Source organism: Kitasatospora sp. MAP12-44, assembly GCF_029892095.1.
GTDB lineage: Bacteria > Actinomycetota > Actinomycetes > Streptomycetales > Streptomycetaceae > Kitasatospora.
Window position 1 is genome coordinate 7161280 of the sequence record NZ_JARZAE010000004.1, and the last position, 14709, is coordinate 7175988.

Here is a 14709-nt window from a genome sequence, read left to right on the forward strand (position 1 = left end):
TGCGTTCTTCTGAATGATCATGTGCGACATCGACAACGTTCTGTACGGCGCCTTGGCGCTGGACGTCACCGGCGAAGCGGATTCGATCGGTGAGGCGTACCGGGCCAAGACCCTGACCTTTGAGGCCGATGTCCCGGAAGTCGGCCAGGCCGACGTTCCATCCGCCGACGAAGCCGAAATCGCCGCCACCGTCCAGGTCATGGGCGGCGCGGACTGGGAGTTGTGGGTCCGGGCCCTCGAAGCGCGGGGGCTGCTCGCGGACGGGTTCCAGACCGTGGCCCTGTCCTACCTCGGCTCGGAGCTGACCGCACCCATCTACCGGGCCGGAACCATTGGCGCGGCCAAGCGGCATCTGGAGGACACGGCCCGCCGCCTCGACTCGGCGCGTACCGTCGTGGCCGGGGCGGCCGTCACGCAGGCGTCCACCGCGATCCCCAGCGTCGCCCTCTACACCAGCATCCTGCGCGCGGTCCTCGGTCCGGCTTTCCAGTCGACCGTTGCCCAGGCCACCGCGCTGTGGAGCCAGCTCACCGGCGCCGTCCCGCTCGCCCTCGACGGCGAGCAGCGCATCCGCCTGGACGGGTGGGAGCTGGACCCCGACGTGCAGAGCGCCGTACGAGAGCGCTGGGCCGGGATCACCACCGCCTCGCTGGCCGACGGCGCGGACACCCGGTGGCTCCACGAGCAGGTCGGTCAGTTGTACGGGTGGTCGGTGCCCGGGACGGACTACGGTCGGGCGACCGAGACGTCGGTGCCCTGGCCGGTGTAGCGGCCAGTTGGCCCGGCCCCTACACCGTGAGCGTGGTGACGAACCGCCTCGGGGCGCAGTAGCGATGAGCGGTGCCACGCGTAGTGCGCGTAGCGCGCGGCGGCGAGTAGCAGACGGCCTTAATGTGAGGGTTCGTCAGTATTTGCCCCCTTTCGCTCCCCGGAGGCGCCACCGTGACAGATCAGCCCCTCAAGCAGCCGCGGCTGGCGAAGAAGCCGTACGAGAGCGAGCTGCTGCGCCTGCAGCGAGAGCTGGTGAAGCTGCAGGAGTGGGTGCGGGTGGAGGGGGTGCGGCTGGTGGTGGTCTTCGAAGGGCGGGACGCGGCAGGGAAGGGGGGTGCCATCAAGCGCGTGACGGAGTTCCTCAACCCGCGAATCGCCCGGATCGTGGCGCTGCCCGCCCCGACGGAGCGCCAGCGCGGGCAGTGGTACTTCCAGCGGTATGTGGAGCAGTTGCCCGCCAAGGGCGAGATCGTCCTCTTCGACCGCAGTTGGTACAACCGGGCCGGGGTCGAGCGGGTGATGGGGTTCTGCACGCCGCAGGAGTACCAGCAGTTCCTGAACCAGTGCCCGATCTTCGAGCGGATGCTGATCGAGGCCGGCATCGAGCTGCGCAAGTACTGGTTCTCGGTCAGCGACAAGGAGCAGGAACGGCGCTTCCGGGACCGGCTGGCCGATCCGGTGCGGCAGTGGAAGCTGTCGCCGATGGACGCCGAGTCGATCAGCCGCTGGGAGGACTACTCACGGGCCAAGGACGAGATGTTCGTCCACACGGACATCCCGCAGTCGCCGTGGAACGTGGTGGAGAGCGAGGACAAGCGCCGGGCCAGGATCAACATGATCGCCCACCTGCTCTCCACCCTTCCCTACCGCGACGTCGCCAAGCCCCGGCCCGTCCTGCCGCCCCGCCCGCCGTCCACCGGCTACCGGCGTCCGCCGCGCGACCTGCAGAAGTACGTGCCGGACCACGCGGCGAAGCTGGAGAAGAAGAACTAGCGGCGGCCGAACCAGCGGCGCTTCTTCGCCGCCGCCACCTCCGGCGCCGGTTCCTCCGGATCCGGGTCCGCTGCCGGTTCCAGGCCGGCCAGCACCTCGCGTGCCAGCGCGGCCGCCGACGGCTCCAGCGCGGGCATCGCCAGGGCGAGCCGGCAGAGCGAGGGCAGCACGGTCACCGCCCGGGTGCGGCTGGCGGTGACGGCTTCCAGCAGCCGGTGGGCCAGCTGCTCGGAGGCGTCCCGGCGGGCCGTCGGGTCCGTCCAGGCGACCGTCACCAGAGCCACCGCGGCCGTCTCGGTCACCCAGTCCTCGACGCCGAACAGCAGGTCGAGCAGCACCCGGCGGCGGTCCGACCCGGCCCACGACTGGTCGGCCCGGTGGTGGGTCAGGCCCAGGCAGGCGAAGGTCTGCACGGCGCGCACCCAGATGTCGGGCCAGCGCGCGGCCAGCCGGCGCCCGGCCTCGTCGTCGCCCGGTGCGGGCGGGTGCGCGAGCAGGCCGAGCAGGTCGTCCAGCGACAGGCCGGAGAGCGCGACCGCGTGGTCGTAAGCGGCCAGCAGGTGCGGCCAGGAGAGGTCGGCGACGGACTGCATCAGCGCCGCGGCCTTGGCGGACGGCGGCTCGATGGCGGGGTAGGCGTCCATCCCCTCGTAGCGCCAGAGCCGGACGCCGACCTCGCGCAGCGGCTTGCGCAGGTCCGGCTCGTGCGCCGCCAGGACCGTCAGCTGCAAGCCGGGCAGCGCTTCGTGCAGCGTGCGCAGCGCGCTGGCGGGCTCCAGCGCGGAGATGGTGGTCTTCCTCACCGTTCCTTGCTGCTCCAGCACATGGCGCAGCATCGCGACGGACGCCTCAGTGGCCTGCCCGACCTGGCCGAGCCACGGCAGACCCGCGCTGCAGCGGGCCAGCACGGTCGCCGCGTACCGGTGCTCGGGGTGCTCGCGCAGGTGGTCGACGAGCGCGGCCAGGTGGGTCCCGCTGCCGTCCAGCGCGTAGCGCACGCCGTGCAGCGCGGGCGCGGCCTGCGGGTGCAGCGGGTCCACCGCCAGCGCCTGCTCGATCCACGCCAGCCCCTCGGCGGGGCGGCCGATCCGGGCGTAGAGCTCGCCGACGTCGGTGTGCAGCGAGAGGTCGGTCGGGTCGCGGCGCAGCTCCTGCTGCCAGACCGCCAGCGCCTCCTCGGGACGGCCGTCGGCCCGCAGCGCGTAGCCGAGCATCACCGCGCCGGAGTGCGAGGGGGCACTGTGCTGGGCGTGCCGGGCCCAGGCGATCGCGCGGGCGTGCTCGCCGTAGCGGCGGGCCAGGCCGGAGGCCATCACCAGCAGGCCGGCGTGGTCGGGGTGGGCGGCCGCGCTGTGCTGCACGGCCTGGTAGAACGGGCGCAGCGACTCGGCCGGGCCGGCCGGCAGCGGCTCCGCCAGCCCGCCGCCGACCACCGTCGCGATCGCGCGCATGACGTCGTCGGGGTCGATCAGCTGCGGCAGGTCGACCCGGGCCAGCCAGGCGACCGCGGCCCACGGCCGGTGCGGCTCGTGGCGCAGCACGCCGGCCAGCAGCCGCAGCGCCTGGCCCCACTGGCCGCACGCCGCGCTGAGGTGCGCGCGGCAGGCGAGGTCGCCGATCACCGGCTCCGCGGGGGTGAAGTATCCCAGCGCGCTCTGCGCACCGCCCGCCCGCGCGGCCAGCTCGGCGAGCGCCTCGTGCACCTCGGGCAGCCGGGGGTCGAGCGTGATGGCGTTGCCCAGGTGGCCGGCGGCGTGCGCCAGATCACCGCCGTCCAGCGCCAGCCGGGCGAGCGCGACCTCGCCCTCGGCCTCCAGTCTGCTGTCCCCTCTGCTGTCCCCGTGCTCGTGCGCGTCCGTCATACGGCCTCTTCCCCCAAGTCCCCGGTGATCACCGCAGAACGTAGCGTGCCGCCCCGGCCGGGTGATCACCGGGCCCGGCGGTGTTGTCGGTGCGCTCGCATAGGCTGCGGGGGTGGACGAACCGGACCTCTTCACCGCCGCCGCCGAGGACTTCCAGGCCAAGGAGCCCGGCCGGGCCCCGCTGGCCGTGCGGATGCGCCCGCGCACCCTGGACGAGGTGGCCGGGCAGCGCCAGCTGCTGAAGGAGGGCTCGCCGCTGCGCCGGCTGGTCTCCGGCTCGCGCGGTCCGGCCGCGACCAGCTCGGTGATCCTCTGGGGCCCGCCCGGCACCGGCAAGACCACCCTGGCGCATGTGATCAGCCAGGCGGTGGAGGGCCGTTTCGTCGAGCTCTCGGCGATCACCGCGGGCGTCAAGGAGGTGCGCGCGGTGATCGAGGGCGCGCGCCGCGCGGTGGGCATGAGCGGCCGCGAGACCGTGCTCTTCCTGGACGAGATCCACCGCTTCTCCAAGGCCCAGCAGGACTCGCTGCTGCCCGCGGTGGAGAACCGCTGGGTCACCCTGATCGCCGCGACCACCGAGAACCCGTACTTCTCGGTGATCTCCCCGCTGCTCTCCCGCTCGCTGCTGCTCACCCTCGAATCGCTGACGGACGAGGACATCCGCGCCCTGCTGCGCCGCGCGCTGGTGGACGAGCGCGGCCTGGAGGGGCAGCTGACGCTCAGCGAGGAGTCCGAGGACCACCTGGTCCGCCTCGCTGGCGGGGACGCCCGGCGGGCGCTGACCACCCTGGAGGCGGCGGCCGGGGCAGCGCTGGAGAAGGGCGAGGCGGTGATCACCCTCGCCACCACCGAGACCGCCGTCAACCAGGCCGCCGTCCGCTACGACAAGGACGGCGACCAGCACTACGACGTGGCCAGCGCGCTGATCAAGTCGATCCGCGGCAGCGATGTGGACGCCACCCTGCACTACCTGGCCCGGATGATCGAGGCGGGGGAGGACGCCCGGTTCATCGCCCGCCGGCTGATGATCTCCGCCAGCGAGGACATCGGCCTGGCCGACCCGACCGCGTTGTCCACGGCTGTCGCGGCGGCCCAGGCGGTGGCGCTGATCGGCTTCCCCGAGGCGCGGATCATCCTCTCCCAGGCGGCCATCGCGCTGGCGCTGGCGCCCAAGTCCAACGCGGCCTACCTGGCGATCGACGCAGCGCTCGCCGATGTCCGCCAGGGCCTGGCGGGCGCCGTCCCGCCGCACCTGCGCGACGCGCACTACGGCGGCGCCGGCAAGCTCGGCCACGGCCAGGGCTACCAGTACCCGCACGATCTGCCCGGCGGCATCGCCGCCCAGCAGTACGCGCCGGACGCGGTGCACGGCAAGGTCTACTACCAGCCGACCCGGCACGGCAGCGAGGCCCGCTACGCCGATGTCGCCGAGTGGACCAGGGCCCGGCTGAAGGGCGAGTAGCCAGGCGGGTATACTCGGTCGAAGTGCCATGTCCCGGGCACGGCGGCGAGCGCGAGCCCGACCGACCGGCCGCACCAGCGGGAACTGGCCAAGAGCCCCTTTCGAGGGGTTGCACCTGGAGCGTCGCGCACCGTTTCGGTGTCGCGGGCAGCCCACCACCTCACGGCGGTGGGCCGTACGTGTGCTTGCACTTCTGTGCCCGGCCCCGGAGAGCGGCTGATCACCCTCGGGTGGTTTTTCTCCGGACCGCGAGAGGCGACCTCCGTCAACACCTGGTGACAGCCGTATTCACATGCAAGAGAGGTTTGGTTCATGGCGAACCAGAAGCGCCCCAAGGTCAAGATTGCCCGTGCCCTGGGCATTCCGCTGACCCCGAAGTCGGTCAAGTACTTCGAGGCCCGCCCGTACCCGCCCGGCCAGCACGGCCGCGGGCGCAAGCAGAACTCGGACTACAAGGTCCGTCTGATGGAGAAGCAGCGTCTGCGCGCTCAGTACGACCTGAGCGAGACCCAGATGGCCCGCGCGTTCGACCGCGCGAAGAAGGCCGAGGGCAAGACCGGTGACGCGCTCGTCGCCGACCTCGAGGTCCGCCTCGACTCGCTGGTCCTGCGTTCGGGCATCGCCCGCACGATCTACCAGGCCCGCCAGATGGTCGTGCACGGTCACATCGAGGTCAACGGCCACAAGGTCAACAAGCCCTCGTTCCAGCTGAAGCCCGGCTACGTCGTCACCGTGCGTGACCGTAGCAAGGAGAAGGTTCCGTTCCAGGTTGCCCGTGAGGGTGGCTACGCGGGCGAGGGCCAGACCCCGAAGTACCTCGAGGTCAACCTCAAGGCGCTGGCCTTCCGTCTGGACCGTGCCCCGCAGCGTCGCGAGATCCCCGTGATCTGCGACGAGCAGCTCGTCGTCGAGTACTACTCGCGCTGACCCGCGAGAGTGGCACACCGAACCCCCGCTGCCTTCGGGCCGCGGGGGTTCGGCGCTTTCCGGGAGCAGCGGCTCCGCCAGCGGATATCCGGTCGGGAGCGGGGGGCCGGGCGCGATAGGGTTCCCTTCTGGAGGAGCGAAGGGAGCACGCAAAGTGTCCGTGGGAGAGCTGGCCGGCCTGATCGTGGCCGTGGGCTGGGCCGTCCTGGTCACTCTGCTCGCCGTTGTCCTGGTCCGACTCTCCAAGGTGCTGCGCGAGGCCACCGTGCTGGTCTCCTCGGTCACCGAGCAGGCCGTGCCGCTGCTGGTCGACGCCGGCGCCGCCGTGCGCAGCGCCCACGAGCAGCTGGAGCGGGTGGACGAGATCACCGCCAACGTGCAGGACGCGGCCGCCAACGCCAACGCGCTCTCCTCGACCGTCGCCGCCACGCTGGGCGGCCCGCTGGTCAAGGTCGCCGCCTTCAGCTACGGCGTGCGCAAGGCCGTCAGCCGCCAGCAGGGCACGCTGACCCTCCCTCAGCAGGGCGCCGAGCAGGACGCGCTGACCCGCCTGATCCGGGCCGAGGTCCGCGCCGCCACCGCGCCCCGCGGCGGCCTGCTGTCCCGCGTCCGGCGAGCCGTGAAGGGCTGATGCACCGTGGTTCGACGCGTCTTCTGGATGGCGGTCGGTGCGGGCACCGCCGTCTGGGCCATGAACAAGGCCAACGAGGCCGCCCGCCGGCTCACCCCTGACAGCCTCTCGGGCACCGCCGCGCGCGGCGCCCTGCACCTGGGCGACGTCGCCAAGCGCTTCGCACTGGACGTCAAGGCCGGCATGGCCGAGCGCGAGCAGGAGCTGCGCGCCGACCTCGGCCTGGACGGCACCGCCGTGCTCGACCCGCCGCGCCGGCGCCTGAGCGCTCCGCGCGACGCCGGATACCGAGCTATCTCGGCGGCCCCGGGCACCCCGGGCGCCGCCCTGCCGACGTCGCGCACCACCCCCCAAGCCATCGCGTCAACGCCCCGCCAGCTCGAACAGCGCCGGGGCAGTACCCCCAACCGGAAGGACCAATAATGGAGTCGGCAGAGATCCGCCGCCGCTGGCTGCGCTTCTTCGAGGAGCGCGGCCACACCGTCGTTCCGTCGGCGTCCCTGGTCGCCGACGACCCCACCCTGCTGCTGGTCAACGCCGGCATGGTGCCGTTCAAGCCGTACTTCCTCGGCGAGGTCAAGCCCACCTTCAGCACGGCCACCAGCGTGCAGAAGTGCGTGCGGACGCCGGACATCGAAGAGGTCGGAAAGACCACCCGGCACGGCACGTTCTTCCAGATGTGCGGCAACTTCTCCTTCGGCGCCTACTTCAAGGAAGGGGCCATCTCCTACGCCTGGGAGCTGCTGACCTCCTCGGTGGAGGACGGCGGCTACGGCCTGGACCCGGAGAAGCTCTGGATCACCGTCTACCAGGACGACGACGAGGCCGAGAAGATCTGGCTGGAGAAGATCGGCGTCCCCTCCGAGCGCATCCAGCGCCTGGGCAAGGCCGACAACTTCTGGTCGATGGGCGTCCCCGGCCCGTGCGGCCCGTGCTCGGAGATCAACTACGACCGCGGCCCCGCCTACGGCGAGGAGGGCGGCCCGGCCGTCAACGGTGAGCGCTACATGGAGATCTGGAACCTGGTCTTCATGCAGTACGAGCGCGGCGCCGGCACCGGCAAGGACGACTTCCCGATCCTCGGTGACCTGCCCGCCAAGAACATCGACACCGGTCTCGGCCTGGAGCGCCTGGCCACCATCCTGCAGGGCGTCGACAACCTCTTCGAGATCGACACCACCCGGATGATCCTGGGCCGGGCCGCCGAGCTGACCGGCCACCGCTACGGCGCCGGCGAGAAGACCGACGTCTCGCTGCGCGTGGTCGCCGACCACATCCGCACCTCGGTGATGCTGGTCGCCGACGGTGTGACGCCGGGCAACGAGGGCCGCGGCTATGTGCTGCGCCGCATCCTGCGCCGCGCGATCCGCAATATGCGCCTGCTGGGCGCCACCGAGCCGGTCGCCCGGTCGCTGACCGAGGTCACCATCGAGGCGATGGGCCCGCAGTACCCGGAGCTCTTCGAGGAGCGCAAGCGCATCGAGACGGTGATCGTCGCCGAGGAGATGTCGTTCCTGCAGACCCTGCGCAGCGGCACCACCATCCTGGACGCCGCCGTCGCCGAGACCAAGTCGGGCGGCGCCACGGTGCTCGCCGGTGACAAGGCCTTCCAGCTGCACGACACCTTCGGCTTCCCGATCGACCTCACTCTGGAGATGGCCGCCGAGCAGGGCCTCTCGGTGGACGAGGACGGCTTCCGCCGCCTGATGAAGGAGCAGCGCGACCGCGCCAAGGCCGACGCCCGCGCCAAGAAGCACGGCCACGCCGACGTCTCCGCCTACCGCGCGGTGGCCGACGCCTCCGGCGCCACCGCCTTCATCGGCTACAGCGACACGCAGGGCGAGGCCACCGTGGTCGGCCTGCTGGTGGACGGCGTGCCGGCCCCGGCCGCGCACGAGGGCGACGACGTCGAGCTGGTCCTGGACCGCACCCCGTTCTACGCCGAGGGCGGTGGCCAGCTCGCCGACCACGGCCGGATCAGGTTGGACTCCGGCGCCGTGGTCGAGGTCCGCGACGTCCAGCAGCCGGTGCCCGGTGTGATCGTGCACAAGGGCTCGGTGCTGGTGGGCGAGGTGCTGATCGGCGCCTCCGCCTACACCCAGCTCGACCTGGAGCGCCGCCGGGCCGTCTCGCGCGCCCACAGCGCCACCCACCTGACCCACCAGGCGCTGCGCGACGCGCTCGGCCCGACCGCCGCCCAGGCCGGCTCGGAGAACGCCCCCGGCCGCTTCCGCTTCGACTTCGGCTCGCCGACCGCCGTCCCCGGCTCGGTGCTGGTGGACGTCGAGCAGAAGATCAACGAGGTGCTGGCCCGCGAACTCGACGTCACCGCCGAGGTGATGACGATGGATCAGGCCCGCAAGGCCGGCGCCATCGCGATGTTCGGCGAGAAGTACGGCGACGCCGTCCGGGTGGTGACCATCGGTGACTTCTCCAAGGAGCTCTGCGGTGGCACGCACGTCGGCAACACCGCCCAGCTGGGCCTGGTGAAGCTGCTCGGCGAGTCCTCGATCGGCGCCGGCGTGCGCCGCGTCGAGGCGCTGGTCGGCGTGGACGCGTACAAGTTCCTGGCCCGTGAGCACACCGTGGTCGCCCAGCTGACCGAGCTGGTCAAGGGCCGCCCGGAGGAGCTCCCGGAGAAGATCTCCTCGATGCTCGGCAAGCTCAAGGACGCCGAGAAGGAGATCGAGCGCTTCCGCGCCGAGAAGGTGCTGGCCGCGGCCGGCGGCCTGGTCGACGGTGCCCAGGACATCCACGGCGTGGCCCTGGTGGCCGCCCGGGTGCCGGACGGCGTCAGCGCCGACGACCTGCGCAAGCTGGTCCTGGACGTCCGCGCCCGGCTTGGCTCCAAGCCGGCCGTGGTCGCGGCCTTCACGGTCGCGAACGACCGCCCGCTGACCGTCATCGCCACCAACGAGGACGCCCGCGCCCGCGGCGTCAAGGCCGGCGAGCTGGTCAAGGTCGCCGCCAAGACGCTGGGCGGCGGCGGTGGCGGCAAGGACGACGTCGCCCAGGGCGGCGGCACCGACGCCTCCGCCGTGGACCAGGCCGTCGAGGCCGTCCGCAAGCTGGTGGCGGAGCGCGCCAGTTGATGATGGACGAAGGTCAGGAGCCCACGCCCTGGCGCCGGGGCCGGCGGATCGCCGTCGACGTCGGTGACGCCCGGATCGGGGTCGCGTCCTGCGACCCCGACGGGCTGATCGCCACGCCCGTGGAGACGGTCCCCGCCGGGGGCCGCTCCCAGGCGCGGCTCAAGGCCATCGTCGAGGAGTACGACGCCATCGAGGTGGTGGTCGGCCTGCCGCGCTCGCTGAGCGGCAAGGAGGGCCCGGCGGCGGAGAAGGTGCGGGGCTACGCGGGCCGGCTGGCCGCGCTGCTGGCTCCCGTGCCGGTCCGCCTGGTCGACGAGCGGATGACCACGGTCACCGCGGCCCAGGGGATGCGCGCGTCCGGGGTGAAGGCCAAGAAGGGCCGCTCGGCGATCGACCAGGCGGCCGCCGTGGTGATCCTGCAGAGCGCCCTTGAGACCGAACGGGTGAGCGGTCGCGCGCCAGGCGAGAGCGTCGAGCCGAGCAGCTGATCACTCTGGTCTAGCTTGCTGATGGGGGCCCGTCCGGACGCGTCCGGACGGGCCCCTTGACGTTGGCTATCGGCGCCGGAGGCTTCTCGACCCATGGACCAGGACTCGGCGCCCGGACTCACTCCTGGGCACCTCGGGGCGCCGGTGCTGGAGCCCGGCCCGCAGCCGCGCCGCCCCACCGCCCGCCCCTCCCCGTCCGACCAGCGCCAGGACCACACCGGCCTGGCCTGCGGCCTCACCGCGCTGCTGCTGGCCCTGCTCACCGGCACGGCCGTGCTGGCGGGCTTCCAGCTCTTCGGCGGCTCCGGCTCCAAGCCGGCCGCCGACTTCGCGGGCGGCGGCAGCGGGACCGTCCAGATCTCCGTCCCGCAGGGCGCCAGTCTGACCCGGATCGGGCAGATCCTGGTGCAGAACAAGGTGGTGGCCAGCACCCGGGCCTTCACCTCGATCGCCGCCCAGGCCACCCGGCAGCGGATCCAGCCCGGCACGTACACGCTCAAGCGGCAGATGTCCGCGGCCGCCGCGCTCTCCGTACTCGGCAACCCCGCCAACGCCAACGGCCTGACCGTACCCGAGGGTTGGCGTGCCAGCCAGATCTACGCCGCGATCGACCAGCGCCTCAAACTGACGGCGGGCAGCGCCCAGGCCGCCGCCGATCAGCAGCGCGAGGAGCTCGGGCTGCCCGACTACGCGGGCGGCAACCCGGAGGGCCTCTACTACCCGTCCACCTACAGCGTCACCAGCGACAGCACGCCGATCTCGCTGCTGCGGCAGATGGTCAGGCAGGCCGGTGTGGAGGCCGACACCGACGAGTTGGAGGCGGGGGCGAGCAGCAACGCGATCAGCCCGTACCAGGCGCTGGTGATGGCCAGCCTGGTCCAGGGCGAGGCCGACAACCCGGACGACATGGCCAAGGTGGCCCGGGTGATCTACAACCGGCTCGCCAAGGGCATGGCGCTGCAGCTGGACTCGACCATCAACTACGCGCTCGGCCGCACCACGCTGCACACCACGGTGACCGACACCAAGCTCGACTCGCCGTTCAACACCTACCAGCACACCGGCCTGCCGCCCACCCCGATCGACAGCCCCGGACACGACGCGCTGGACGCGGTGCTGAACCCGGCGCAGGGGGACTGGCTCTACTTCGTGACCGTCCAGCCGGGCGATACCCGCTTCACGGACAGTGAGCAACAGCACAGGAAGAACGTCGACGACTTCAACGCCTACCAGGCCCAGCACGGCTCCTCGCCCGGCGCGAGCCCCTCCTGAGGCTCCGGTGAGGCCACTCTGTGCGAGGACGGGACCGGGGGCTTCGACGTGCGGTACGGTAACGTCTCCCATCAGGCGCTGCGCTAGCACGCCGGTTCGAGATGTTGCCGGGACGCCGTCCCGGACGGGCGGTCCGATCAACCGCCCGTCTCCGTCGGCAAAAGGGATTCGATGACTGATCAGGGTCGGGGCTACGGCTCCCAGCCGTGGAACCCCGCCGAGTCCGGGTACGGGGAGCAGGCGCAGCAGGTCGCCACCCCCGACGGGCAGGGATACGTCGGACAGGATCCATACGCGCAGCAGCAGTACCAGCAGCAGCCGTACCAGCACCAGCAGCACCTCCAGCAGATCCCGCAGCAGGGCAACTACGGCCAGGGCCAGTTCGTGCCGCAGGGCCAGGGCCAGGGTCAGAGCCAGGGCCAGGGCTACGGCCAGCAGCAGGGCTACCCGCAGCAGGAGCAGTACGGCCAGCAGTACGGTCAGCAGCAACCCGTGCAGCCGTACCAGCAGCAGCCGACGCAGCAGCAGTGGCAGCAGCAGCAACAACAACAGCAGCAGCCGTACCAGCAGGCCGCCTTCCCCCAGCAGCAGCAGTACCAGCAGCCCGCGCCCGCCCCGATGCCCACCCCGGTCATCCCGCGGCCCGCCGGACCCGGCGCGGACGGCATCGACTGGGAGGCCGAGGCCGCCGCGCTGGACAACCCGAGCCTGGTGGCGGAGGAGGCGTACGAGGACGAGGACTACGCCGAGGACTACGCCGAGGACGAGTACGTCGAGGGCGAGCACGAGGAGTACGCCGAGGACGGCGAGTACACCGAGGACGAGTACGCCGAGGAGGAGGAGAGCCACGGCTCCTTCCTCCCCGAGGTGCAGGACACCAGCCGCGAGTCCGCGCGCAAGCGCAAGGAGAAGGGCAAGAAGTCCGGCCGCCGCAACCGCGGCGCCTGCCTGGTCGTCGCCCTGGTGATGCTCGGCGGCGTGGGCGGTGCCGGCTACTTCGGCTACGGCTTCTACAAGAGCCAGTTCGGACCGCCGGCCGACTACGTCGGTGCCGGCAGCGGCACGGTGGACATCGAGATCAAGGCCGGTTCGGTCGGCAGTGACATGGCGCTGGTCCTCAAGGACGCCGATGTGGTGAAGAGCGCCGCGGCCTTCACCGACGCCTACAACAAGAACCTCCCGAAGGCGGCCAGCATCCAGCCCGGCTTCTACAGCATGCACCACGAGATGTCCGCCGACGCCGCCGTCCAGCTGCTGCTGACCGCGGCCGGCGGTGACGCGCTGATCGTGCCCGAGGGCCAACCGGCCAGCGCCGTCTACACGTTGATCGACAACAAGCTCAAGCTCACGCCCGGCACCACGGCCAATGTGGCGAAGACCCAGGCGGCGAGCCTGGGCCTGCCCGCCTACGCCGGCAACAACCCCGAGGGCTTCCTCTGGCCGACCAAGTACTCGATCAGCCAGGGCATGCAGCCGCTGGACCTGCTCAAGGAGATGGTCTCCAACGCCAACTCCACGTACGCGGGCCTCAATCTGGACGCGGGCGCGCCGGCCGTCGGCCTCAAGAACGCCTACGACGTCATCACCGAGGCCAGCATCCTGCAGCGCGAGGGCAACAACAACGCGGACTTCGGCAAGATGGCTCGGGTCATCTTCAACCGGCTGACCACCGACGTGAACCACCCACCCCACACGCTGGGCATGGACACTACGCTGCAGTACTCGGTCGGCTCGAAGACCCTCACCAGCGCGCAGATCAAGGACGGGTCGAACAAGTACAACACCTATATCAACCCGGGCCTGCCGCCGACCCCGATCGCCAACCCGGGTCAGGACGCCATCCAGGCGGTACTCAACCCGACGCCCGGGGCCTGGGGCTTCTTCCTGGCCACCAGTCCGACGCAGACCCTGTTCTTCAACACGGGCGACGAGTTCGCGGCGGCCGTCAAGGCCAACTGTGCCGCCCACGGCCAGGGCTTCAACGCCGCGAACGTCACCTGTAGCTAAAGGGACACCCCATGAGCATCCCCCAGCGCCGGGCAGCCGTGCTCGGCTCGCCGATCGCGCACTCGCTCTCGCCGGTGCTGCACAACGCGGCCTACCGTGCGCTCGGCCTTCAGGGCTGGGAGTACGGGCGCTTCGAGGTGGACGAGGCGGGGCTGCCCGGCTTCTTCGCCGGGCTGGAGCCGGAGCTGTGGGCGGGCCTGTCGCTCACCATGCCGCTCAAGCGCGCGGTGCTCCCGCTGCTGGACGAGGTGAGCGCGACGGCACTGGCCGTGGACGCGGTGAACACCGTGGTTTTCGAGGCTGACGGCCGGCGCACCGGCGACAACACCGACGTGCCCGGCCTGATCGCCGCGCTGCGCGAGCGCGGCGTGACGACGGTGCCGGCGGCGGCCGTGCTCGGGGCCGGGGCCACCGCCTCCTCCACGCTCGCCGCGCTGGCCGAGGTCTGCACCGGCGAGGTGACCGTCTATGTCCGCAGCCCCGAGCGGGCGGCCGAGATGCGGGCGCTGGGCGAGCGGCTCGGCCTCGCGGTCCGTACGGCGCCCTGGGAGCGCGGCGCCGAGGCACTGGCCGGGCCGCTGACCGTCTCGACCACCCCGGTCGGCGCCACCGACGCCTTCGCGGACGGGCTGACGGCCGCGCCCGGCACGCTCTTCGACGTGCTCTACCACCCCTGGCCGACCGCCCTGGCGGCCGCCTGCGCCGAGCGCGGCGCGACGGTGCTGGGCGGCCTTGACCTGCTGGTCCACCAGGCGGTGCTGCAGTGCGAGCGCTTCACCGGGATCACCCCGGGCCCGCTCGCCGCGATGCGCGCGGCCGGCGAGCAGGCCCTGTCCGCCTGACTCAGACCGGTTGGTCTCAGTGTGCCGTCCGGGGTTCCCGGCCGCGCAGCGCGGCGACCAGCCCGATCAGCGAGACCACCGCCCAGACGCCCTCGAGCAGCAGGAATCCCCACTGCCGGGTGACGGCGGCCTGCGCCGCGAGAATGGCCGAGCCGGTGAGGTTGAAGACCAGATAGGCCTTGGACCGGGCGCTGAGACGACCCCACTGGGCCAGCGCGAAGGGGATCAGTATGAGAATCGATCCGAAGATCTGAACAGCCTGCTCCATGACGGCGCCCTCCATGACAAAGCCGCGTCGTCTTGGCAGTCCGGGTACGGCGCGTCTCGTCCGGGGGCCGCAGGATGGCGGTCCACTTCCATTG

Annotated in this window: 13 protein-coding genes and 1 riboswitch; of the genes, 11 read left to right on the forward strand and 2 right to left on the reverse strand. The window is 71.8% G+C overall.

Annotated features, from left to right (window positions below; translation table 11 throughout):
* Positions 1 to 19: 19 nt before the first annotated feature.
* Together P3T34_RS32700 and ppk2 are read left to right on the forward strand one after the other, a co-directional pair.
* Positions 20 to 769, forward strand: a complete 750-nt coding sequence (locus P3T34_RS32700) for a hypothetical protein (RefSeq protein WP_280669651.1) — start codon at positions 20 to 22, stop codon at positions 767 to 769.
* A gap of 173 nt (positions 770 to 942) precedes the next feature.
* Positions 943 to 1764, forward strand: a complete 822-nt coding sequence (ppk2, locus tag P3T34_RS32705) for a polyphosphate kinase 2 (RefSeq protein ID WP_280669652.1) — start codon at positions 943 to 945, stop codon at positions 1762 to 1764.
* On the opposite strand, the gene P3T34_RS32710 is transcribed toward ppk2, so the two are convergent.
* Positions 1761 to 3626 carry a hypothetical protein gene (locus tag P3T34_RS32710; RefSeq protein WP_280669653.1) on the reverse strand — a complete coding sequence of 622 codons (1866 nt, stop codon included), beginning with the start codon at positions 3624 to 3626 and terminating at the stop codon, positions 1761 to 1763. The two genes, ppk2 and P3T34_RS32710, sit on opposite strands and share 4 nt — an antisense overlap.
* Before the next feature lie 112 nt (positions 3627 to 3738).
* Between P3T34_RS32710 and P3T34_RS32715 the strand changes: the two genes are divergently transcribed.
* From P3T34_RS32715 to P3T34_RS32755, 9 genes are all read left to right on the forward strand, one after another.
* Positions 3739 to 5088: a replication-associated recombination protein A gene (locus tag P3T34_RS32715; RefSeq protein WP_280669654.1), complete on the forward strand. Its 1350-nt coding sequence runs from the start codon at positions 3739 to 3741 to the stop codon at positions 5086 to 5088.
* 312 nt (positions 5089 to 5400) lie between these two features.
* Positions 5401 to 6015, forward strand: a complete 615-nt coding sequence (rpsD, locus tag P3T34_RS32720; protein WP_280669655.1) for a 30S ribosomal protein S4 — start codon at positions 5401 to 5403, stop codon at positions 6013 to 6015.
* A 154-nt stretch (positions 6016 to 6169) separates the two neighbouring features.
* Positions 6170 to 6646 (forward strand): DUF948 domain-containing protein, encoded by a 477-nt coding sequence (locus P3T34_RS32725; protein ID WP_280669656.1) that lies wholly within the window; start codon positions 6170 to 6172, stop codon positions 6644 to 6646.
* A gap of 6 nt (positions 6647 to 6652) precedes the next feature.
* Positions 6653 to 7069, forward strand: a complete 417-nt coding sequence (locus tag P3T34_RS32730) for a DUF6167 family protein (RefSeq protein WP_280669657.1) — start codon at positions 6653 to 6655, stop codon at positions 7067 to 7069.
* A complete protein-coding gene (alaS, locus tag P3T34_RS32735; protein ID WP_280669658.1) occupies positions 7069 to 9738 on the forward strand; it encodes an alanine--tRNA ligase in 2670 nt (889 codons plus the stop codon). The genes P3T34_RS32730 and alaS overlap by 1 nt, the downstream gene beginning before the upstream one ends.
* A 2-nt stretch (positions 9739 to 9740) precedes the next feature.
* On the forward strand, positions 9741 to 10226 hold the full coding sequence (gene ruvX, locus P3T34_RS32740; RefSeq protein WP_280672537.1) for a Holliday junction resolvase RuvX: 486 nt from the start codon (positions 9741 to 9743) through the stop codon (positions 10224 to 10226).
* 93 nt (positions 10227 to 10319) lie between these two features.
* The gene (gene mltG, locus P3T34_RS32745; RefSeq protein ID WP_280669659.1) at positions 10320 to 11498 is read left to right on the forward strand and encodes an endolytic transglycosylase MltG; all 1179 of its coding nucleotides are present in this window, start codon (positions 10320 to 10322) and stop codon (positions 11496 to 11498) included.
* A gap of 171 nt (positions 11499 to 11669) precedes the next feature.
* Positions 11670 to 13505, forward strand: coding sequence for an endolytic transglycosylase MltG (mltG, locus tag P3T34_RS32750; protein WP_280669660.1), 1836 nt, complete (start codon positions 11670 to 11672; stop codon positions 13503 to 13505).
* An 11-nt stretch (positions 13506 to 13516) separates the two neighbouring features.
* On the forward strand, positions 13517 to 14347 hold the full coding sequence (locus tag P3T34_RS32755) for a shikimate dehydrogenase (RefSeq protein ID WP_280669661.1): 831 nt from the start codon (positions 13517 to 13519) through the stop codon (positions 14345 to 14347).
* 16 nt (positions 14348 to 14363) lie between these two features.
* On the opposite strand, the gene P3T34_RS32760 is transcribed toward P3T34_RS32755, so the two are convergent.
* A complete protein-coding gene (locus P3T34_RS32760; RefSeq protein ID WP_280669662.1) occupies positions 14364 to 14615 on the reverse strand; it encodes a hypothetical protein in 252 nt (83 codons plus the stop codon).
* A 21-nt stretch (positions 14616 to 14636) separates the two neighbouring features.
* Positions 14637 to 14701, reverse strand: a riboswitch (guanidine-III (ykkC-III) riboswitch).
* Positions 14702 to 14709: the final 8 nt, after the last annotated feature.